The sequence below is a fragment of the Streptomyces sp. NPDC031132 genome, assembly GCF_055570595.1.
Genome location: NZ_JBVIGX010000048.1, coordinates 1 through 20,259, shown reverse-complemented (window position 1 = coordinate 20,259; position 20,259 = coordinate 1). Strand labels below are relative to the sequence as shown.

19 protein-coding genes are annotated in these 20,259 nt (G+C 73.1%); 11 read left to right on the top strand and 8 right to left on the bottom strand.

Going from position 1 to position 20,259, the window contains the following annotated elements; genetic code table 11:
- Positions 1 to 3: 3 nt before the first annotated feature.
- Entirely contained in the window at positions 4 to 618 is a 615-nt protein-coding gene (locus ACZ49B_RS35975; RefSeq protein WP_468314666.1) for a phosphatase PAP2 family protein, read from the bottom strand.
- 169 nt (positions 619 to 787) lie between these two features.
- Here ACZ49B_RS35975 and ACZ49B_RS35970 point away from each other — a divergent pair, with 169 nt between their 5' ends.
- On the top strand, positions 788 to 1,582 hold the full coding sequence (locus ACZ49B_RS35970; protein ID WP_468314728.1) for a hypothetical protein: 795 nt from the start codon (positions 788 to 790) through the stop codon (positions 1,580 to 1,582).
- A 96-nt stretch (positions 1,583 to 1,678) separates the two neighbouring features.
- Here the strand turns inward: ACZ49B_RS35970 and disA are convergent, their stop codons facing one another.
- Positions 1,679 to 2,803 carry a DNA integrity scanning diadenylate cyclase DisA gene (gene disA / locus ACZ49B_RS35965; RefSeq protein ID WP_468314663.1) on the bottom strand — a complete coding sequence of 375 codons (1,125 nt, stop codon included), beginning with the start codon at positions 2,801 to 2,803 and terminating at the stop codon, positions 1,679 to 1,681.
- Between the two features lie 216 nt (positions 2,804 to 3,019).
- Positions 3,020 to 4,423, bottom strand: coding sequence for a DNA repair protein RadA (radA, locus tag ACZ49B_RS35960; RefSeq protein ID WP_468314660.1), 1,404 nt, complete (start codon positions 4,421 to 4,423; stop codon positions 3,020 to 3,022).
- A gap of 184 nt (positions 4,424 to 4,607) precedes the next feature.
- Between radA and ACZ49B_RS35955 the strand changes: the two genes are divergently transcribed.
- On the top strand, positions 4,608 to 6,323 hold the full coding sequence (locus tag ACZ49B_RS35955) for a BACON domain-containing protein (protein WP_468314657.1): 1,716 nt from the start codon (positions 4,608 to 4,610) through the stop codon (positions 6,321 to 6,323).
- A 180-nt stretch (positions 6,324 to 6,503) separates the two neighbouring features.
- On the opposite strand, the gene ACZ49B_RS35950 is transcribed toward ACZ49B_RS35955, so the two are convergent.
- Positions 6,504 to 7,406 (bottom strand): DUF3109 family protein, encoded by a 903-nt coding sequence (locus ACZ49B_RS35950; RefSeq protein ID WP_468314654.1) that lies wholly within the window; start codon positions 7,404 to 7,406, stop codon positions 6,504 to 6,506.
- Positions 7,407 to 7,469: 63 nt separating this feature from the next.
- Between ACZ49B_RS35950 and ACZ49B_RS35945 the strand changes: the two genes are divergently transcribed.
- A complete protein-coding gene (locus ACZ49B_RS35945; protein ID WP_468314651.1) occupies positions 7,470 to 8,399 on the top strand; it encodes a Ppx/GppA family phosphatase in 930 nt (309 codons plus the stop codon).
- A gap of 62 nt (positions 8,400 to 8,461) precedes the next feature.
- Here ACZ49B_RS35945 and cutA read toward each other — a convergent pair whose 3' ends face one another.
- Positions 8,462 to 8,779 (bottom strand): divalent-cation tolerance protein CutA, encoded by a 318-nt coding sequence (gene cutA / locus ACZ49B_RS35940; protein ID WP_468314648.1) that lies wholly within the window; start codon positions 8,777 to 8,779, stop codon positions 8,462 to 8,464.
- A gap of 82 nt (positions 8,780 to 8,861) precedes the next feature.
- On the opposite strand from cutA, the gene ACZ49B_RS35935 reads away from it, so the two are divergent.
- From ACZ49B_RS35935 to ilvD, 3 genes are all read left to right on the top strand, one after another.
- Positions 8,862 to 9,698, top strand: coding sequence for a sugar phosphate isomerase/epimerase family protein (locus ACZ49B_RS35935; RefSeq protein WP_468314645.1), 837 nt, complete (start codon positions 8,862 to 8,864; stop codon positions 9,696 to 9,698).
- Entirely contained in the window at positions 9,695 to 10,312 is a 618-nt protein-coding gene (locus ACZ49B_RS35930; RefSeq protein ID WP_468314642.1) for a TetR/AcrR family transcriptional regulator, read from the top strand. Before ACZ49B_RS35935 ends, ACZ49B_RS35930 begins: the two co-directional genes overlap by 4 nt.
- A gap of 133 nt (positions 10,313 to 10,445) precedes the next feature.
- A complete protein-coding gene (gene ilvD / locus ACZ49B_RS35925) occupies positions 10,446 to 12,299 on the top strand; it encodes a dihydroxy-acid dehydratase (RefSeq protein ID WP_468314639.1) in 1,854 nt (617 codons plus the stop codon).
- A 464-nt stretch (positions 12,300 to 12,763) separates the two neighbouring features.
- On the opposite strand, the gene ACZ49B_RS35920 is transcribed toward ilvD, so the two are convergent.
- The gene (locus ACZ49B_RS35920) at positions 12,764 to 14,923 is read right to left on the bottom strand and encodes a serine/threonine-protein kinase (protein WP_468314636.1); all 2,160 of its coding nucleotides are present in this window, start codon (positions 14,921 to 14,923) and stop codon (positions 12,764 to 12,766) included.
- 107 nt (positions 14,924 to 15,030) lie between these two features.
- Between ACZ49B_RS35920 and ACZ49B_RS35915 the strand changes: the two genes are divergently transcribed.
- From ACZ49B_RS35915 to proC, 5 genes are all read left to right on the top strand, one after another.
- Positions 15,031 to 15,333, top strand: coding sequence for an SH3 domain-containing protein (locus ACZ49B_RS35915; RefSeq protein ID WP_468314634.1), 303 nt, complete (start codon positions 15,031 to 15,033; stop codon positions 15,331 to 15,333).
- A gap of 71 nt (positions 15,334 to 15,404) precedes the next feature.
- On the top strand, positions 15,405 to 15,950 hold the full coding sequence (locus tag ACZ49B_RS35910) for a hypothetical protein (RefSeq protein ID WP_468314631.1): 546 nt from the start codon (positions 15,405 to 15,407) through the stop codon (positions 15,948 to 15,950).
- Between the two features lie 106 nt (positions 15,951 to 16,056).
- Positions 16,057 to 16,854 (top strand): ABC transporter ATP-binding protein, encoded by a 798-nt coding sequence (locus ACZ49B_RS35905; RefSeq protein WP_468314628.1) that lies wholly within the window; start codon positions 16,057 to 16,059, stop codon positions 16,852 to 16,854.
- On the top strand, positions 16,851 to 17,606 hold the full coding sequence (locus ACZ49B_RS35900) for an ABC transporter permease (RefSeq protein ID WP_468314625.1): 756 nt from the start codon (positions 16,851 to 16,853) through the stop codon (positions 17,604 to 17,606). The genes ACZ49B_RS35905 and ACZ49B_RS35900 overlap by 4 nt, the downstream gene beginning before the upstream one ends.
- Positions 17,607 to 17,705: 99 nt before the next feature.
- Complete coding sequence (proC, locus tag ACZ49B_RS35895; RefSeq protein WP_030300629.1) at positions 17,706 to 18,515, top strand: pyrroline-5-carboxylate reductase; 810 nt, start codon at positions 17,706 to 17,708, stop codon at positions 18,513 to 18,515.
- A 55-nt stretch (positions 18,516 to 18,570) separates the two neighbouring features.
- Here proC and trpS read toward each other — a convergent pair whose 3' ends face one another.
- On the bottom strand, positions 18,571 to 19,569 hold the full coding sequence (trpS, locus tag ACZ49B_RS35890; RefSeq protein ID WP_468314620.1) for a tryptophan--tRNA ligase: 999 nt from the start codon (positions 19,567 to 19,569) through the stop codon (positions 18,571 to 18,573).
- A gap of 436 nt (positions 19,570 to 20,005) precedes the next feature.
- On the bottom strand, positions 20,006 to 20,259 hold a 254-nt coding region (locus tag ACZ49B_RS35885; protein ID WP_468314617.1), incomplete at its 5' end, for a hypothetical protein.

Sequence of the window (20,259 nt, the reverse complement as noted above, 5' to 3'; positions counted from 1 at the left end):
GTTTCAGGGCTGCCGCGCGGGGCCCGGGCCGGTGAACCAGACAGCGGCGCGCCCCCCGCTCGCCCGCAGGGCGGCGATGATCGTACTGATCGGACCGGTGAGGGCGAGGGTGAAGAGCGCGGCGAGCGAACCGCCGAGCAGCAGACCGACGCCCACGTCGTGGGGATAGTGGACGCCGACGAAGACCCGGGAGAAGGCCATCAGCAGGGCCAGCGGCACGGTCAGCAGTGCGAGGCGGCCTACGGCGAGGGCCAGCGCGACGGCGGCTGCGCCCGCGATGGCGGAGTGGTTGCTGGGGAAGGACCAGTCGCCGGGCACCGGGCAGACGACGAGCGAGGCCGCGGCCCCGGCGACGGCCCGGCAGGGCCGCTCCTCGTCCACGGCGGACTTCACGACCTCTGAGGCGACGTACGCGACGGCCGTGGCGAGCGGCGCGAGGACGGCGAGGGCGACGGCCCGCGGGCCGGCCTGGGTGCGCGCACGCCACCACACGGCTATGAAGAGCAGGCCGAAGAGCAGGAGTCCGTACTCCGTCCAGACCTCGAACGCCGACTGCACCCAGCCGGGTGCGGAGCGGGCGGAACCGGTGATGTCGACGTAGAGGCCGGAGGTGTCCATGGTCACCGACCGTACTCAAACGCGACCGTGACTGACGTGGGACTCTTGGCCGATTCCCGTCGCTCGGGCCTCCGCCCGCAGGATGATCATCGGCAGAACAAGCCGCTTGCGCGGCATGTGGGGCGCAGATCGGGCCGCGGACTCTCGTAAAGTTCCGTCCGTGGGATCTATGCGCAATCCGGTCGGGCCGCTCCCCTCCTCCATCTACTGGCGACGGAGGGCTGTGCTGGCGTCCGTCGTCGCGCTCCTCGCGCTCCTCGCCGTATGGACCGTCAGTTCCGGCGGGGGGAAGTCGAGTACGAACGGCAAGGGCGGCGACAAGGGGCCCGACCCGGTCGCCTCGATCACCCCGGGGCCCGCGGGGACGGGGCCGGCGATCAGTCAGGCGCCGGGCGGGCGTGGGGAGTCGGGCGGCGGCTCGGGCAAGAACGGCGAACCGGGCGGCACTCCGGGCACGGCGGCGGGCGCGGGAGCGGGTCCGGGCTCCGGCAGCGGCGCCGGCGGGGGCAGCGGCGGTACCGGCGGCTCCACGTCCCAGGTCCCGGCGGACTCCCCGCTTCCCACGTGCGCCCCGAGCGGGATGCAGTGGGAGGTCAAGAGCGTGAAGAACGAGTACGAGACGAGCGAGAAGCCCCGCCTCGAACTGGTCGCCCGCAATGTCTCCGGCACGACCTGCAAGGTCGACCTCGGCCCGAAGCAGGCCGTCCTGACCATCCTCCAGGCGAGCACGAGCAAGGCCGTCTGGTCCTCGGCGGACTGCCCGTCGGGCGCGGCCAACGCGTTCTTCCGGGTGCCGGCGCAGGGGGAGACGAAGCAGTCGCTGGAGTGGGACAGGAAGTTCAGCGCGGCGGACCAGTGCCAGACGCCTCCGGCGGGGAGCGCGGCCCCGGACACGTACGTGGTCGAGGTCAAATCCCCGGGCATGCCGGTGGCCCGAACCTCGTTCGTCCTCAAGCAGGACTAGGGGGTGCCCCCGGGGCGCCGCCCCGGACCCCGCGCCTCGAACGCCGGAGGGCATGCGGCGCAGCGGACCGAAGCCCGCCGCGAGGACCGCGGAAGGTCAGACGTAGCGCTCGAGGATCGACGACTCCGCCAGGCGGGACAGCCCCTCGCGGACACTGCGCGCACGGGCCTCGCCCACGCCGTCCACGGCCTGGAGGTCGTCCACCGAGGCCGCGAGGAGCTTCTGCAGGCCCCCGAAGTGCTCCACCAGCCGCTCGATGATGGCCCCCGGCAGCCGCGGAACCTTCGCCAGCAGCCGGTACCCCCGCGGGGACACCGCCGAGTCGAGCGTCTCCGGCGAGCCCGTGTACCCCAGCGCCCGCGCCACGATGCCGAGCTCCAGCAGCTCCGGATGCGTCAGCGCGTCCAGCGCCGGCAGCGCCTCGTCCACCGTGCGGGAGCGCTTCGCCGTCGGCTCCGGCACGTAGTCCCGGATCACCAGCTCCCGCTCCTGCTCGATGCCGACCGTCAGCTCGTCCAGCTGGAGCGACAGCAGTCGCCCGTCCGTGCCCAGCTCGACCACGTATTCAGCGATTTCCGTGGCAATGCGGCGAACCATTTCCAGCCGCTGGGCCACCGCCGTCACGTCGCGCACCGTGACCAGGTCCTCGATCTCCAGCGCTGACAGCGTCCCCGCGACCTCGTCGAGGCGGAGCTTGTACCGCTCCAGCGTGGCCAGCGCCTGGTTCGCCCGCGACAGGATCGCCCCGGACTCCTCCAGGACCCGGCGCTCCCCGTCCACGTACAGCGCGATCAGCCGCATCGACTGCGACACCGACACCACGGGGAAGCCGCACTGCTTGGAGACGCGGTCCGCGGTGCGGTGACGGGTGCCCGTCTCCTCCGTCGGGATCGACGCGTCCGGCACCAGCTGGACTCCCGCCCGCAGGATCTTGGTGATGTCCTTGTCCAGGATCAGCGCACCGTCGAGCTTGCACAGCTCGCGCAGCCGCGTCGCGGTGAACTCCACGTCCAGGACGAAACCACCCGTGCACATCGCCTCGACGGACTTGTCCATCCCGAGGACGATGAGGCCGCCGGTGTTGCCGCGGACGATCCGTTCCAGACCGTCACGCAGGGGCTGACCAGGTGCGACCGCGCTCAGCGAGGCGCGCATCATGGCCTCCTGCTTGGAGCTCGCGCCCGACTTCCCGGATGCTGCTGCCCCGTCCTTGGCTGCCACTGCACTCCTCCGGTCGCGGGTTGCGCCGCCTGCGTACGGCCGGGCGGACCAGCACAAAGTCTACCGGCGTGCGCTGCGCGCCCGCCGTGGCTTGGCCAGGTGCGCCGCCGAGGGACCCCGTACGGGCCCCCTCACCTGGCACTCCTGCGCCAACTCCACCCCGCCTGCACGACTTCTCCGCGACCACCTGCGTCACGGCCGCCACTCCGCGACCGCCTACTCCTTGGCCGCCGCCCGCGACCGCCCGCGCGGCAGGACCCGCAGCGCGTCGCCCATGTCCGCGACCTCGGTGACCTTCATCCCGGCCGGCACCTTCCCGGGGTCGCCCGGCACCAGGGCGTGCGTGAAGCCGAGCCGGTGCGCCTCCGCGAGGCGCCGCTGCACTCCGGTCACGCGCCGCACCTCGCCCGCGAGGCCGACCTCCCCGATCGCCACGAGGTTCTTCGGCAGCGGCACGTCGCTCGCCGCCGAGGCCAGCGCGAGCGCGATCGCCAGGTCGGCCGCCGGCTCCGTCAGCTTCACCCCGCCCACGGTGGCGGAGTAGATGTCGCGCTTGCCGAGCGCGGTGATCCGGCCGCGCTGCTCCAGCACCGCCAGCATCATCGACACGCGGGAGGTCTCCAGGCCCGAGGTGGTCCGCCGCGGCGAGGGGATCTGCGAGTCCACGGTCAGCGCCTGCACCTCGGCGACCAGCGGGCGCTTGCCCTCCAGCGTCACCGTCAGGCAGGTCCCCGGGACGGCCTCCGCGCGCCGGGTCAGGAACAGCCCGCTCGGGTCGGCGAGCCCGGTGATCCCCTCGTCGTGCAGTTCGAAGCAGCCGACCTCGTCCGTGGCCCCGTACCGGTTCTTCACGCCGCGTACGAGACGCAGGCGTGCGTGCCGGTCGCCCTCGAAGCTCAGGACCACGTCCACGAGGTGCTCGAGCAGGCGGGGGCCGGCGATCGCCCCGTCCTTCGTGACGTGCCCGACCAGCAGGGTGGCCATCCCGCGCTCCTTCGAGGCGCGGATCAGCGCCCCGGCCACCTCGCGGACCTGGGCCATGCCGCCGGGCGCGCCGTCGATCTCGGGCGAGGCCACGGTCTGTACGGAGTCCAGGACCAGCAGCGAGGGCTGCACGGCGTCGAGGTGGCCCAGTACGGCGGACAGGTCGGTCTCGGCGGCGAGGAAGAGGTGGTCGTTCAGCGCGTTGATCCGGTCGGCCCGCAGCCGCACCTGGCTCGCCGACTCCTCGCCGGTGACGTAGAGGGTGCGGTGCGCTTCGCCGGCCGCCTTCGCCGCCACGTCCAGCAGCAGCGTCGACTTCCCGACACCGGGCTCGCCGGCCAGCAGGACGACGGCGCCGGGCACGAGCCCGCCGCCGAGGACCCGGTCCAGCTCGTCCACGCCGGTGCTGCGGGCGGTCGCCGTCCGGCCGTCGACCTGCGCGATCGGGAGCGCGGGCGCCGAGACCCGCCCGGCGGCGGTGGTCCGGACGGCGGGCGCGCCGCCCATCTCCTCCACGGTGCCCCACGCCTGGCATTCGGGGCACCGCCCGAGCCATTTCGCGGTCGTCCAGCCGCACTCGGAGCAGCGGTAGGACGGCCGGTCCTTGGCGGATGAACGAGATGTACGGGCAGCCATGCGGCCCACGGTATCCGGCCCCTGTGACAGCGCCCGCGCCCCAGGGCTCGCCCAGGCCCGCGCACCGGTCCGCGCGCCAGGCGTCAGGGCCGCGGTCAGCACGGGTTCGATCTGTTCACCCGTAAGGGCTAAAACAGCTGAAGGCTTCACGGCCGTCACCGGCGCGCGGCCTAACTTCGCCAGGGTGAACAGCAGCAACCAGGAGAGCCCCGCCCAGCGCACCGGCGCACACCGGGCGCACGGGCGCACGCCCCCCGAGGGCCCCGAAGGCCGCGAAGGCCCCGGAGGAGAACAGCCGCCGCCCCCCTTCCGGCACGAGCCGTACCTCGACGGCCTGTTCACGTACTGCCTGTCGGTCCTCTGCGACCACGACACCGCCACCGAGGTGCTCGCCGACGTCCTCGCCGTCGCCGAGCGGCACCCCGGCCGATGTCCCGACGAGGGGGACCGGCGGGCGTGGCTGTACGCCCTCGCCCGCTGGGGCTGTCTGCAGCGGCTGGCCGAGCACCGGCGGACCCGGCAGGGAGCGCATTCCGCCCGGCGTACGCCGGAGCGCACGGATGCCGAGCGCGCGCCGCAGGCGCACCGCTCCCTGGACGTGAATGCCTACCGGCGCACCGAGCTGGCCCGCCTCGCCTGGCCCGAGGCCGCCGGGACCACGCCCGCGCAGCGCGAAGCCCTGGAACTCGCCGTACGCCACCGCCTCGGCGTCCCCGAACTCGCCGCCGTCCTCGGCACGCCCCCCGCCACCGCCCGGGAGCTGCTGGCCGGCGCCGCCTGCGAGGTGGAGCGGACCCGCGCCGCCCTCGCCGTCGTCGAGACCGGCAGCTGCCCCTCCGTGTCCCGGCTCACCGGCGACGGTCAGGTGCTCCTGTCCACATCCCTGCGCGCCGAGCTGGTCCGCCACGTCGACGACTGCCCGCGCTGCCGCCGCGTCGCCGAACGCGTCGACGCCGCCGCCCCCTGGCCCGGCACCGGCGGCATCCACGCGGCGCTCCCGCTGGTCCCCGCCCCGCGCACCGCCGTCCGCGCGGCCATGCTCCGCTCCGCCGGCGGCCGACGGCGCCGCCGGCCCGGCCCGCGCTTCGACCGCACCGGCTTCCCGATGGACCCTCGGGACCGCGCGGCCCGCCGCGACCGGCTGCGCGCCCGGGCCGTGACCACCACCGTCGTCGCCACCGTCGTCGCGGCCCCGGTCCTCGCCCTCTGGGCGGCGTACCGCGGCGCCCCGGAGACCGGCGAGAGCGTCGGCGCGGACTCCACCCGGATCTCCGCGAGCGAGTCCGAGATCCCGCTCCCGCACCAGGACGGCCGCCCGCTGCGCGCGTACGAGAACGCCGGCAACACCGCCCACACCACCGGCGAGCCCGGCTTCGCCACGGGCAGCGCCGCGCCGGACACCCCCGACGTCTCCGTCGAGGTGATCAGCACCGGGCCGACGGCCGCCCCCGACCGGGCCGGGAACCCCGGCCGGCTCTCCGTCGCCGCCTCCTCGCGCGGGGGCACCACCCTGCTCACCCTCACCGCGTCCGGCGGGGCGGCGGTGGACTGGCGGCTCTGGTCCGACGCCCCGTGGCTGCGCGCGAGCCGGACCGCGGGCACGCTGGCCCCTGGAGAATCGGTCATCCTGCAGATCACCGTGGACACCGAAGCCCAGCCCGTGGGCGCCTGGTCCGCCCGGGTCGGCGTGGACCCCGGCGGCGCCGTGGTCTCCATCCAGGGCCGCGGCCGCCCGGCGCCCACGCCGACGGAGCCCACGCATCCGACGCCGACCCCGACCCCCACCCCGACGCCGACGGATCCCCCCACGCCGACGCCGAAGCCCACGCCGACCCCCACCCCGACGCCGAGCGCCTCAGAAGGAACGGTTTCCCCGCCCGCGGACCCGAGCGGGCCCTAGGGGGTGTCTTGCCGATCAGGCCGGGCTCGCGGCGTCCGGCACGCGCGCTCGCCGCGTTCTCGTCGCTCGCCGACGCTCCGCGTCGACTCCCTCCTCGGCCTTGCGATCGCACGCACCGGACGCCGCTCCCTGATCCGGCCTGATCGGCAAGACACCCCCTAAGCCGTCGGTTGTCAGCTGTCAGCTGTCGGCCGCCGGCTGAGCCGGGTCCGCGGGGTGCGGGGCCATCGGCAGCAGCGAAGACAGCCGCGCCTCGCACAGCTTCACGAGGGCCTCGTACCCCTCCTTGCCCATCAGCTCCGTCAGCTCGGCGCGGTACGACACGTACACCGGCTCGCCGGCGCCGTGCGCGGACGTCGCCGACGTGCACCACCAGTGCAGGTCGTGCCCGCCCGGGCCCCAGCCGCGCCGGTCGTACTCGCCGATCGACACCTGCAGCACCCGCGTGTCGTCCGGCCGGTCGATCCACTCGTACGTCCGGCGGATCGGCAGCTGCCAGCACACGTCGGGTTTGGTCTCCAGCGGCTCCTGGCCGCTCTTCAGCGCCAGGATGTGCAGCGAGCACCCGGCCCCGGCGGGGAAACCGGGCCGGTTCAGGAAGATGCACGCGCCGTCCCAGCGGCGGGTCTGCTTCTCCCCGTCGTCGTCGTGCTGCGTCCAACCGGTCTCGCTGCCGACGTCGTGGAACTGCCACAGCTCCGGGGTCAGCCGTGCCACGTTCTCGGCGACCCGCTTCTCGTCGTCCTCGTCCGAGAAGTGCGCGCCGAGGGTGCAGCAGCCGTCATCGGCCCGGCCGGCCTGGATGCCCTGGCAGCCGCTGCCGAAGATGCACGTCCAGCGGGAGGTGAGCCAGGTCAGGTCGCAGCGGAAGACCTGCTCGGCATCGGCGGGGTCGGGGAACTCCACCCAGGCCCGCGGGAAGTCGAGCCCCTTCTCGTCGTCACGAGCGACCGGGGCTTCGGCCTGCGGCTTCGCCTTCTTGGCCTTCTTCGCCTTGTCGGCCTGCCCGACCTCGTCGGCCTTCGCGGCCTTCTCGGGCTTCTCGGCGGGCTTGGACTTGTTGGCCTTCTTCGTATTTGGCACAAACCCAAGCCTAAGCGCCCCTTACGCCACCCATACTCCAGCCGCACAGTAGCGTTTCCTCGTATGAGACTCGGTGTCCTTGATGTGGGTTCGAACACGATCCATCTGCTGGTGGTGGACGCGCACCCCGGCGCGCGCCCGCAGCCGGCGCACTCGCACAAGGTGGAACTGCGGCTGGCGGAGCTGCTCGATGAGGCCGGAGCGGTCACCCCGGGGGGCATAGAGCGCCTCGTGTCGGTGATCGGCGAGGCCGCGCAGGCCGCCGAGGACAAGGGCTGCGAGGACGTGCTGCCCTTCGCGACCAGCGCCGTACGCGAGGCCACGAACGCGGACGAGGTCCTGGCCCGGGTGAAGCTCGAGACCGGCGTCGACCTCCCCATCCTCAGCGGCGAGGACGAGGCGCGGCTGACGTTCCTCGCCGTCCGGCGGTGGTTCGGCTGGTCCGCGGGCAAACTGCTGGTCCTCGACATCGGCGGCGGCTCGCTGGAGATCGCGTACGGCATCGACGAGGACCCGGACGCGGCGGTCTCGCTGCCGCTGGGCGCCGGCCGCCTCACCACCGGCTGGCTCCCGGGCGACCCGCCGGACGCGGCGGACGTACGGGCCCTGCGCCGGCACGCGCGGGCCCAGATCGCGCGCACGGTCGGCGAGTTCAGCCGCTTCGGGGCGCCGGACCACGTCGTGGCGACGTCGAAGACCTTCCGGCAGCTGGCCCGCATCGCGGGCGCGGCGCGCTCGGCGGACGGGCTGTACGTACAGCGGGACCTGACCCGCAAGTCCCTGGAGGAGTGGGTCCCCAGGCTCGCGGCGATGACGACCGCGCAGCGGGCCGCCCTCCCCGGTGTCTCGGAGGGCCGCGCGTCCCAGCTGCTGGCGGGGGCGCTGGTCGCGGAGGGCGCGATGGACCTCTTCGGCGTCGACGAACTCGAGATCTGCCCCTGGGCCCTCCGCGAGGGCGTCATCCTCCGCCGCCTGGACCACCTGCCGTCCTGACCCGGGCACGGGGCCTGTGGCGCGGGCGGGGGGCGAGGCTTGGGCCCGGAGCGCGTGGAGGGCTAGCGGGTGGCCCGGGTGATCCACTCCAGGCATTCGGACCGGCCGGCGTCGATGCCGAAGGTGATGATTTCGGGGGAGTCGTAGGGGTGCTCGGCCGCCAGGTGCTCCTCCAGGGACACGCGCCGGTCCTGGGTGGTGCGGAAGGTCACCTGCCACTCCGTGCCCTCGCTGACCTCGCCGAGGTGCCGGTACGTGGTTTCGACGGGGCCGGTCACCTGCCCCGAGGCGGCCAGCTTCGCCTCCACCGCCGAGCGGGAGAGCTTCCGTGCGGCTTCCTGGGAGCCGACGGTGGTGAGCACGATCACGTGTTCAGTCATGTGGGGAACCTACCGCTCGCCCGCGCGGACCGGCGTGGCCGCCGTCACGGTCCTCGGCGGCTGCGCCCCGTACCCTGTCCCCGTGGCAGAACCAGTCCGGATCCCGAGCGCGAAAGTCGCCCTCTCCACCGCCTCCGTGTATCCGGAGTCGACGGCGACCGCCTTCGAGATCGCCGCGCGCCTCGGGTACGACGGCGTCGAGGTGATGGTCTGGACGGATCCGGTCAGCCAGGACATCGATGCGCTGCGGCGGCTGTCCGAGCACCATCAGGTGCCGATCCTGGCCGTGCACGCCCCTTGTCTCCTCATCACCCAGAGGGTGTGGTCCACCGATCCCTGGACCAAGCTCCAGCGCGCGCAGGCCGCGGCCGAGCGGCTGGGGGCCTCCACCGTCGTCGTGCACCCGCCCTTCCGGTGGCAGCGGCAGTACGCGCGGGACTTCGTCAGCGGCATCTGGCGGATGGCCGACGAGACCGACGTCCGGTTCGCCGTCGAGAACATGTACCCCTGGCGGTACCGGGACCGCGAGATGCTGGCGTACGCCCCTGAGTGGGACGTCACCAAGGACGACTACCGGCACTTCACCATCGACCTTTCGCACACCGCGACCGCCCGTACGGATGCGGCCGCGATGATCGACCGCATGGGGGACCGCCTCGCGCACGTGCACCTCGCCGACGGGAACGGCTCGGCCAAGGACGAGCACCTCGTCCCCGGCCGAGGCACCCAGCCCTGCGCCGAGCTGCTGGAACGTCTCGCCACCAGTTCCTTCGCCGGGCACGTCGTCATCGAGGTGAACACCCGCCGCGCGATGTCCTCCGCGGAGCGGGAGGCCGACCTCGCCGAGGCCCTGGCCTTCACCCGCCTCCACCTCGCGGCCAGTGCCGGCGCCACCCCGGTCCGGACCCCCCGGTCATGACGGAACCCGCCAAGCCGCGCCGCGGACCGGGCCGGCCCCGTCAGGACGAGGCCGACGACGGGCCCGGCACCCAGGAGCGGATCCGGCTCGCGGCCCGCGAGGTGTTCGCGGAGCGCGGGTACGACAAGACGTCCGTACGCGGCATCGCGAAGGTCGCCGGCGTGGACCCGGCGCTGGTCCACCACTACTTCGGCAGCAAGGACGACCTCTTCGCCGCCGCCATCGAGGTCACGATGGAGCCCGCCCTCGTCGTCCCCGCGATCGTGGGGGAGGGCCCCGACGGCATCGGCGAGCGGCTCGCGCGTTATTTCCTGGCGGTCTGGGAGAACCCGGCCACCCGGGCCCCGCTCCTCGCCGTCGTCCGCTCCGCCCTCACCCACGAGGCCGCGGCGGCCGTGCTGCGCCGGCTGGTCCTGCGCCGGGTCCTGGAACGGGTCGCGGCAGACCTCAAGGTCCCCGACCCCACCTTCCGCGCCGAGCTCGCCGCCTCCCACATGATCGGCATCGCGCTCCTGCGGTACGTGGTCCAGGTCGAGCCCCTCGCGTCCGCCGACCCGGAGGCCATCGTCGCCCTGGTGGCCCCGACCCTCCAGCGCTACTTGACCGAGGAATGAGCCGGGCGTCCCGTCATGCGGACAACCTGTCCGCATCCCGGGCGAGGGGCGTAGCCTCGTAACCGAGCCATATCCACAGTCGTACAGTCGCGGCCGGCGCCTCGCGCCACCGCACTCATGGGGAGTGAACCCGATGCCCGAGCTGAGGTCCCGCACCGTCACCCACGGCCGCAACATGGCGGGCGCACGCGCCCTTATGCGTGCGTCGGGCGTAGCGAGCGAGGACATCGGGAAGCCGATCATCGCGGTCGCCAACTCGTTCACCGAGTTCGTCCCCGGGCACACGCACCTGGCCCCGGTCGGCCGGATCGTCTCCGACGCCATCCGCGCCGCGGGCGCCATCCCCCGCGAGTTCAACACCATCGCGGTCGACGACGGCATCGCCATGGGCCACGGCGGCATGCTGTACTCCCTGCCCTCCCGCGACCTGATCGCGGACAGCGTGGAGTACATGGTCGAGGCGCACTGCGCCGACGCGCTCATCTGCATCTCCAACTGCGACAAGATCACGCCCGGCATGCTGATGGCCGCCATGCGCCTCAACATCCCCGTCGTGTTCGTGTCGGGCGGCCCGATGGAGGCCGGCCAGGCGATCCTCGTCGACGGCACCGTCCGCAAGCTCGACCTGATCGACGCCATGGTCGACGCCTCCAACGAGAACGTCTCCGACGAGGACGTGCTGCGGATCGAGGAGAACGCCTGTCCGACCTGCGGGTCGTGTTCGGGCATGTTCACCGCCAACTCGATGAACTGCCTCGCCGAGGCCATCGGCCTGGCCCTCCCCGGCAACGGCTCCGTCCTCGCGACGCACACCGCCCGCCGCGCCCTGTACGAGGACGCAGGCCGCACGGTCGTCGAGATCACCAAGCGGTACTACGAGCAGGACGACCACTCGGTCCTGCCGCGCTCCATCGCGACCCGCCAGGCCTTCGAGAACGCCATGGCCCTCGACATCGCGATGGGCGGTTCCACGAACACGATCCTGCACCTGCTGGCCGCCGCCCAGGAGGCGGGCCTGGACTACGACCTCACCGACATCGACGAGGTGTCGAGGCGGGTCCCGTGCCTGGCCAAGGTCGCCCCGAACGTGGCGCCCGGCGGCACGTACTACATGGAGGACATCCACCGGGCCGGCGGCATCCCCGCCATCCTCGGCGAGCTGCACCGCGGCGGGCTCCTGAACAAGGACGTCACCACGGTCCACTCCGAGAACCTGGAGGACTGGCTGGCGAAGTGGGACGCGCGCAGCGGCACGGCGAGCGAGACGGCCATGGAGCTGTGGCACGCGGCCCCCGGCTGCGTGCGCTCCGCCACCGCGTTCTCCCAGTCCGAGCGCTGGGACACCCTCGACCTCGACGCCGAGGGCGGCTGCATCCGGTCGGTGCAGCACGCGTACTCGAAGGACGGCGGGCTGGCCGTCCTGCGCGGCAACATCGCGGTCGACGGGTGCGTCGTGAAGACGGCCGGCGTGGACGAGTCGATCTGGACCTTCGAAGGTCCGGCGGTCGTCTGCGAATCGCAGGACGAGGCGGTCGACAAGATCCTCCGCAAGGAGATCAAGGCGGGCGACGTCGTCGTCATCCGGTACGAGGGCCCGCGCGGCGGCCCCGGCATGCAGGAGATGCTCTACCCGACGTCGTTCCTGAAGGGCCGCGGCCTCGGCAAGGTCTGCGCGCTGGTGACGGACGGCCGCTTCTCCGGCGGCACGTCGGGCCTGTCCATCGGCCACGCCTCCCCGGAGGCGGCCTCGGGCGGCAACATCGCCGTCGTCGAGGACGGCGACCGGATCCGGATCGACATCCCGAACCGCTCGATCGAGCTCCTGGTCGACGAGGCCACCCTGGCGGCCCGCCATGCGGCCCTCGGCGGTGTCTACGCCCCGAAGAACCGCGAGCGCAAGGTCTCGGCGGCCCTGCGCGCGTACGCGGCGATGGCCACGAGCGCCGACAAGGGCGCGGTCCGCGACGTCAGCCGACTGGGCGGCTGACACGGCCCGGCCCGCCGGCCGACTGCCCCGCGCCCCCGCGCACACGGCTCCGGCGGCGGGGCTGGATGGCGCGCAGCGCCATTGCGCGCCCGCCGGCGTTTGAGGCGCGGGGTCCGGGCGGAGCCCCGAGGTCTTCTTTCACGGGTCCGGGGCGGAGCCCCGGGGAACGGTGGAAGGGCGGGCAGGGGACGAGCCCCGCGCAGCGGCACCCCGGCGGGGTCCACCAGACGGCCCGGAGCCGTCACCCCCGGGGGTCCGGGGCGAGACGCCCGGAGCCGTCACCCCCGGCAGGCCGGGGCGAGACGGCCCGGAGCCGTCACCTCCCGGCGGGTCCGGGGCCGGTCACCACCCGGCGGGATCTGCGGAGCCGACCGCGAACACCGACGGGCGGGTCCGGGGCCGGTCACCACCTCGCGGGATCTGCGGAGCCGACCGCGAACACCGACGGGCGGGTCCGGGGCCGGTCACCACCTGGCGGGATCTGCGGAGCCGACCGCGAACACCGACCCGTCGGGCGCCGTCCCGTACAACCGCCCGTCGGCAGACACCGGCGCCGGCAGGGTCGCCGCGAACCCCTCCCGCCCGTCACCCATCCGCGGCTTCGTCTGCCCCACCAGCCGCCCACTCCCCGCATCGACCGCCAACAGCCGCCCGTCCGGCCCCGCCAGGTGGACCCGGCCGTCGGAAGCCACCGGCCGGGAGGCCACGGCCAGGCCCGTCTCCAGCCGCCACAGCTCCCTCTCCGCGCCCACCGCGACCAGCCCGCCCGAGACCCCCACCACGTACACCACGCCGTCCGCGCCCACCGCCGCCTCCGCGTCGAACAGCGGCGCCGACAGCCGGACCCGCCGTACGGCGTGCGTCGTCACGTCCACCCGTACCACCGCACCGGTCTTGGGCTCCGCGTCGCAGTCCAGGAGGTACAGCCCGCCCTGCGCGGCGCCGACCGGCCGCAGCCGCCCCCCGGTCCGCAGCTGCCAGCGCAGCGCCCCGCTCGCCGGGTCCACCGCCGCGAGTTGCGTCGTACCGCCGCCCCCGTCGGGCGTCGCCACGTACAGCACCGGCACCGGCGCCCCGGCGGAATCCGGGCCGCCGCCCCACCACACGGATCCCACCCCGCCGAGCTGCTTCGTCCACCGCACGGCCCCGCTCGCCGCGTCGAGCGCGGTCACGCTCCCGTTCGGCGGCACGAGCAGCACCTGTCCGCCCGCCGTCACCGTCCTTGCGCCGTCCGGCAGTTTCCGCTTCCAGCGCTCGGCCCCCGTCCCCGGGTCCAGCGCCTGGAGCGTCCCGCTGCCCGGGGCGACCGCGAGGACCAGCCCGCCCGCGTGCAGCGGCGCGCTGACCGTCGCCGTCCCGGTGGCCGGCGCGGCCGCCTTCACCGACCAGAGCACCGAGCCGTCCGCAGGGTCGAGCCGGGCCGCGGTCAGTCCCGGCCCCGCGCAGTACAGCGCCGCCTCCCAGGAACAGGAGCCGACGCCCGTCCGGTTGCCGGCCCCCGGCGCGCCCAGCGCAACCGCCCACGGGACGAAGGGCTTCGAGGGCACGGGACCGGCCTTCGCGGCAGCGGTCTTCCCCGGCGGTCCGGCACCCGCCCCGAAGTGCAGGTACGCGCCCAGGGCCCCGCCCGTCAGCAGCAGCCCGACCGCCACCGCCGCGGCCGCCCTTGCCCCGCGCCGCCCACGACCGGGACGCCCCGACCCGTCGCCGAGCCGCTCCCTCCGGTGCGTGGCTTCGTCGGCCGCACCCGACTCGACGGGCGGCCGCGGCCGCGGTCGCGCGATGAACGTCTGCGTGTCCTCGGAGGTCGGGTACGCCACCGCCCGCATCTCCGCGATCAGCTCCGCCGCGGTGGGCCGGTCCGCCGGCTCCTTCGCCAGGCACCGCGCGACGAGCGGTACGAGCTGCTCCGGCAGCCCGCTCAGGTCCGGCTCGGCGTGCACGACCTGGTACGCCACGAGGTAGTGGCTGTCGGAGTCGAACGGCCCGTGCCCCGTCGCCGCGTGGACGAGCACCGCGCCCAGGGCGAAGACGTCCGCGGCCGTCCCCACCTCCCGCGGCCGCTGGAACTGCTCCGGCGCCATGTACGGCGGCGTCCCGATCAGCTTCCCCGTCTCGGTCCGCAGATCGCTGTCCGCCGGCCGCGAGATGCCGAAGTCGATGACCCGCACCCCGTCCGGGGCCATCAGCACGTTGCTGGGCTTCAGGTCCCGGTGCACCACGCCCGCCCGGTGGATGTCCCGCAGGGCCTCCGCCAGCCCGGCGGCGAGCCTGGCCAGTTCGACGGGGTCCAGCACCCGCTCCCGTACGCGCTCGGCGAGCGTCGGGGCGTCGATGAACAGGGTGGCCATCCACGGCCGTTCGGCATCCGGATCGGCATCCACGACGGGCGCGGTGAAGGCTCCGCTCACCCGCCGGGCGGCGGTGACCTCCTGCCGGAACCGGGCCCGGAACTCCGCGTCGACCGCATGCTGGGCATGCACGATCTTGACGGCGAGTTTCAGCCCCGAGCCGGAGGTGGCCAGATGCACGACGCCCATCCCGCCGGAGCCGAGCACCGATTCGAGCCGGTACTGCCCGGCGTACTCCGGAAAGCCCACGTAGTCCGCGCGCAGCGAATGCACCGCTCACCACCCCCGCCGGAGCCTAGTCGATGACCCGTACGAATCTCCAAGGGTCCTGCTACCCTGCGCGAGTTGCGCACGGCAACACCCGTGGGGGGAGATTTCGCATGACGACAGAGAATGATTCCAGCCAAGTCCAGAGCCTCGCAGCCAGCTCAGGATTCCCGACATTCCCGGTCGCCCCGGGGTACCGCGTGAACGTCCGCAGCGGCCCGGGCACCAACTACTCGGTCATCGACGTCCTGCCCTACGGCGCGTCCGTCGCGATCCGCTGCCAGTGCGACGGCACGACCGTCTCCGGCCCGTACGGCACGACGGACATCTGGGACTGCGTCGGCAACGGCCGCTTCGTCTCCGACGCCTACGTGAAGACGGGCAGCGACGGCTACGTGGCCACCCGCTGCGGCTAGGTCGAAGCAGCCCCCGTCTGCCACGTGAGACGACCCCGGCCGGCTCGGCGGGGCGGTGGATAATCGCTGGTGTGAGCGACGACGACCAGCGAGACCAGACCCCCGCCGAGCCGGCCGCGCAGGGCCCTGCGGCTCCCGCCCGCGGTGCCGGGCCCGAGCCCGAGCCGATCCGGTTCTTCGGCACCACCTGGCTGAACCACGACGGCGGCTACGCCCTGCGCCGCGTCGGCCTCGCCGCCGGCTCGCTCGTCACCGCCGTGGCCGCGGCCTTCCTGCTCCGCCTCGCCTACGAGGGCCTGGAGATCGGCAACGTCGGCCCGTTCCTCAGCATCTCCGTCGTCGTCCTCTTCGCGATCGCGAGTTCCATCGCCTTCGTGAAGACCTGGGACTCCTTCAACCGCCGTCCCGCCCCGTCCTCCGACGAGGCCGCCCTCAAGGGCCTGAAGACGATCGGTTTCATCGGCTCCCTCATCGCGTACTTCCTGCGCTGCTTCGCCGAGGCCCCCGGCGAGAGGCTGCGCCGCGCCGAGTACGAGCGGGCCACCGCCGAATTCGCCCGCCGCCGCAGCACCCGTACGGGCAACCCGGCCGCGCGCCGCCCCAAGCGGAAGAAGTAGCGGCCCCGCCCCTTCGGCCCGCCCGCCCCTTCGGCCCGCCCGCCCGCCCCTTCGGCCGACCCCGGCCTGTTGACGCCCCGGCACCGCCAGGAGCATTATTCATCGCATGATGAATAATCGAGAGCGAGAGGCCACGGCCGCCGTGCACGCCCGCGGCCTCACGGTCCGCCGCGGCACCGGCCGCACCCCCCGCACCGTCATCGACGACATCGCCTTCGACGTCCCCCGCGGCCGCATCACCGGCCTCCTCGGCCCCTCCGGCTGCGGCAAATCCACCCTCATGCGCTCCGTCGTCGGCACCCAGGCCCACGTCACCGGCACCCTCGACGTCCTCGGCCGCCCGGCCGGCCACCCCGAGCTCCGCTCCCGCATCGGCTACGTCACCCAGGCCCCCTCCGTCTACGACGACCTCACCGTCCGCCAGAACCTCGACTACTTCGCCGCCGTCCTCGACCCCGGCCGCGCCACTGCCGAACGCCGTCGCGCCACCGTCACCCGCGCCCTCGCCGACGTCGACCTCACCAGCCACGCCACCGCCCTCGCCGGCAACCTCTCCGGCGGCCAGCGAAGCCGCGTCTCCCTCGCCGTCGCACTCCTCGGCACCCCCGAGCTGCTCGTCCTCGACGAACCCACCGTCGGTCTCGACCCCGTCCTGCGTCGCGACCTGTGGAACCTCTTCCACGACATCGCCGCCACCCGCGGCGCCACGATCCTCGTCTCCTCCCACGTCATGGACGAGGCCGAGCGCTGCCACGACCTGCTCCTCATGCGCGAGGGCCGCATCCTCGCCCAGGACACCCCCGACGCACTGCGCACCCGTACGCACTCCGCCACCGTCGAGGAGGGCTTCCTCCGCCTCGTCGACGAGGCCGACACCCTCGCCGCCCAGGAGCAGACGTCATGACCGCCACCACCGCAATGAGCGGCGCCCGCACCGCCGCCACCGCCGCCCGCGTCCTGCGCCAGCTGCGCCACGACCCGCGCTCCATCGCACTGATGCTCCTGGTCCCCGTACTGATGCTGACGCTGCTGCGCTTCGTCTTCGACGGCAGCCCACGGACCTTCGACACCATCGGCGCGTCCCTCCTCGGGATCTTCCCCCTCATCACCATGTTCCTGGTGACGTCCATCGCGACCCTGCGCGAACGCACCTCCGGCACCCTCGAACGCCTCCTCGCCATGCCGCTCGGCAAGGGCGACCTGATCTCCGGCTACGCCCTCGCCTTCGGCGCCGTCGCCGTCGTCCAGTCCCTCCTCGCCACCGGCCTCGCCCTCTGGCTCCTCGGCCTCGACGTCGTCGGCTCCCCCTGGCTGCTCCTGCTCGTCGCCCTGCTCGACGCACTCCTCGGCACCGCGCTCGGCCTCTTCGTCTCCGCCTTCGCCGCCAGCGAGTTCCAGGCCGTCCAGTTCATGCCGGCCGTGATCTTTCCCCAGCTCCTGCTCTGCGGGCTCTTCGCCGCGCGCAACACCATGCAGCCCGTCCTCGAAGGCCTCTCGAACGTGCTGCCCATGTCCTACGCCGTCGACGGCATGACCCAGGTCCTCACCCACACCGACATGACCGCCGACTTCGTCCGCGACGCCGTGATCGTCGCCGCCTGCGCGCTGCTCGTCCTCGCCCTCGGCGCGGCCACGCTCCGGCGCCGTACGCCCTGACCGCACTGCGGACACCGCCTCGCCGCCGCGCGCACGGGTGCAAGGATGAGGACGGAGAGCAAGCACACGTGCAAGAACGTTCGGCGAGGTGAATCGGGCATGACCCAGACAGTCGCAGTCCTCGGTACCGGCAAGATCGGCGAGGCCCTGCTCAGCGGAATGATCCGCGGCGGCTGGCCCGCCTCCAAACTCCTCGTCACCGCCCGCCGCCCCGAACGCGCCGAAGAGCTCCGCGCCCGCTACGGCGTCGAGGCCGTCAGCAACGCCGAGGCCGCCAAGCGCGCCGACACCCTCATCCTCACCGTCAAGCCGCAGGACATGGGCAAGCTCCTCGAGGAGCTCGCCCCGCACGTCCCCGCCGACCGCCTGGTCATCAGCGGCGCCGCCGGCATCCCCACCTCCTTCTTCGAGGAGCGGCTCGCCTCCGGCACCCCCGTCGTCCGCGTCATGACGAACACCCCCGCCCTCGTCGACGAGGCCATGTCCGTCATCTCGGCCGGCAGCCACGCCACCGCCGAACACCTCGCCCACACCGAGGAGATCTTCGGCGGCGTCGGCAAGACCCTGCGCGTCCCCGAGTCCCAGCAGGACGCCGCCACCGCCCTGTCCGGCTCCGGACCCGCCTACTTCTACTTCCTCGTCGAGGCGATGACCGACGCCGGCATCCTCCTCGGCCTGCCCCGCGCCCAGGCCCACGACCTCATCGTCCAGGCCGCCATCGGCGCCGCCGTGATGCTCCGCGACAGCGGCGAGCACCCGGTCAAGCTCCGTGAGGCCGTCACCTCCCCGGCCGGCACCACCATCAACGCGATCGTCGAACTCGAACGGCACGGCGTACGGGCCGCCCTGATCGCGGCCCTCGAAGCAGCCCGCGACCGCAGCCGCGAGCTCGCCTCCGGCAACAGCTGACACAGAGATAGGGGGTACGGGCCCCGCGCGAGCGGGGCCCGTACCCCCTTCTCCGTCAGGGCTCCAGCAGCCCGATCGCCCGGTACGCCCGGTCCACGACCGGCCGCGCCAGGGCCCGCGCCCGCTCGGCCCCGTCCCGCAGCACCTTCTCGACCGCCGCCGGATCAGCCGCCAGCTCGGCATGCCGCTCCTGCACCGGCCGCAGCACCTCCACCACCGCGTCGGCGACATCCCGCTTGAGCGCCCCGTACCCGCTGTACTCCTCCGCGAGGGCGGCCGGATCCCCGCCGGTGCAGGCGGCCAGCACGTCCAGCAGGTTCGCGACTCCCGGCCGCGTTGCCGGGTCGTAGACGACCCCGTCGTCCCCGCTGTCGGTCACGGCCCGCATGACCTTCTTACGGATCACCGCGGGCTCGTCCAGCATGAACACCACGCCGGGCCCCGCCCCGCCGGACTTCCCCATCTTCGACGTCGGCTCCTGCAGGTCCATGACCCGCGCGGCCACCTCCGGCAGCGTCACCTTGGGCACCGTGAACGTGTGCCCGTACCGCTGGTTGAACCGCACCGCCAGATCCCGGGCCAACTCCACGTGCTGCCGCTGGTCCTCACCCACCGGGACCTCCTCGGTCCCGTACGCCAGGATGTCGGCGGCCATCAGCACGGGATACGTCAGCAGCGACAGCCGTACGCCCTGCCCGGAGGTCTGCGCCTGCGCCGACTTCTCCTTGTACTGGACCATCCGGCGCATCTCCCCGTCGGTGGCGGTGCACTCCAACAGGTACGACAACCGGGTGTGCTCGTCGACGTGGCTCTGCAGGAAGAGGGTGCATTTCTCCGGGTCCAGCCCGGAGGCGAGGAACAGCGTCGCCGCCTGCCTGCTGAGCCGGCGCACCCGCGCGGGATCGTGCTCGACGGTCAGTGCGTGGAGGTCCACGACGCAGAACAGCGCCTCGTCCGGCGCCTGGTCGGCGGCGACCCACTGCCGGACGGCCCCCAGGTAGTTCCCCAGCGTCAGATGCCCGCTCGGCTTGATCCCGCTGAAGATCCTCGTCATGTCCTGTCTCCCTGCTCGTGGCTGGTGTCGGGACCGCCGCGTCGGGCGACCGAGCCACTCCCGGGAGGGGAGAAACAGAAACGGCCGCCGTTGGCGGCGGCCGTGAGCGCATGCGTGCTCGCGTGGGTCGGCCGCCGTCAGGCGGCCCACCAGCAAAGGCTGAGCGTGAGCGCATGCGTAGTCATGGACCCCAGGCTAGCGCTCAAGGGTGGCCCCTGTCCTGGAGTTGACACACGAGTCCGAGATCCGTAAGGTTCTTCGAGTTGTCCGACGTGAGCGCCGACTCCGGTCGGTCCCCGGGCAGCCATCCCGCACTACACATTCGAACTGACGACGCACTGTGTCGTCTCGTTTTCATGCGTATTTGCGAATGAGGAATCCGTGTCCAAGGACGCGCCCGCCGATTAGGTTCGGGGGCAAGGAATCCGCTACTGTCTCACTCGCCGCAAGGGCCCAAGAGCCCAAGCAGCACAACCCGCTGACTGGGAGTCAGGCCCGAAAGGATCTGATAGAGTCGGAATCGCCGGAAAGGAAAAACGCGAAAGCGAAGACCCCGGAAAGCAAGCGAGACCGACTCTGATAGAGTCGGAAACGCAAGAACGAAGCCCGGAGGAAAGCCCGAGAGGGTGAGTACAAAGGAAGCGTCCGTTCCTTGAGAACTCAACAGCGTGCCAAAAATCAACGCCAGAA

Excerpts from the sequence above, each read along its gene's own strand:
- ACZ49B_RS35975 (WP_468314666.1), bottom strand. The coding sequence starts at position 618 with ATGGACACCTCCGGCCTCTACGTCGACATCACCGGTTCCGCCCGCTCC.
- ACZ49B_RS35970 (WP_468314728.1), top strand. The coding sequence starts at position 788 with ATGCGCAATCCGGTCGGGCCGCTCCCCTCCTCCATCTACTGGCGACGG.
- radA (WP_468314660.1), bottom strand. The coding sequence starts at position 4,423 with ATGGCTGCCCGTACATCTCGTTCATCCGCCAAGGACCGGCCGTCCTAC.
- ACZ49B_RS35945 (WP_468314651.1), top strand. The coding sequence starts at position 7,470 with ATGAGACTCGGTGTCCTTGATGTGGGTTCGAACACGATCCATCTGCTG.
- cutA (WP_468314648.1), bottom strand. The coding sequence starts at position 8,779 with ATGACTGAACACGTGATCGTGCTCACCACCGTCGGCTCCCAGGAAGCC.
- ACZ49B_RS35930 (WP_468314642.1), top strand. The coding sequence starts at position 9,695 with ATGACGGAACCCGCCAAGCCGCGCCGCGGACCGGGCCGGCCCCGTCAG.
- ilvD (WP_468314639.1), top strand. The coding sequence starts at position 10,446 with ATGCCCGAGCTGAGGTCCCGCACCGTCACCCACGGCCGCAACATGGCG.
- ACZ49B_RS35915 (WP_468314634.1), top strand. The coding sequence starts at position 15,031 with ATGACGACAGAGAATGATTCCAGCCAAGTCCAGAGCCTCGCAGCCAGC.
- ACZ49B_RS35905 (WP_468314628.1), top strand. The coding sequence starts at position 16,057 with ATGATGAATAATCGAGAGCGAGAGGCCACGGCCGCCGTGCACGCCCGC.
- ACZ49B_RS35900 (WP_468314625.1), top strand. The coding sequence starts at position 16,851 with ATGACCGCCACCACCGCAATGAGCGGCGCCCGCACCGCCGCCACCGCC.
- proC (WP_030300629.1), top strand. The coding sequence starts at position 17,706 with ATGACCCAGACAGTCGCAGTCCTCGGTACCGGCAAGATCGGCGAGGCC.
- trpS (WP_468314620.1), bottom strand. The coding sequence starts at position 19,569 with ATGACGAGGATCTTCAGCGGGATCAAGCCGAGCGGGCATCTGACGCTG.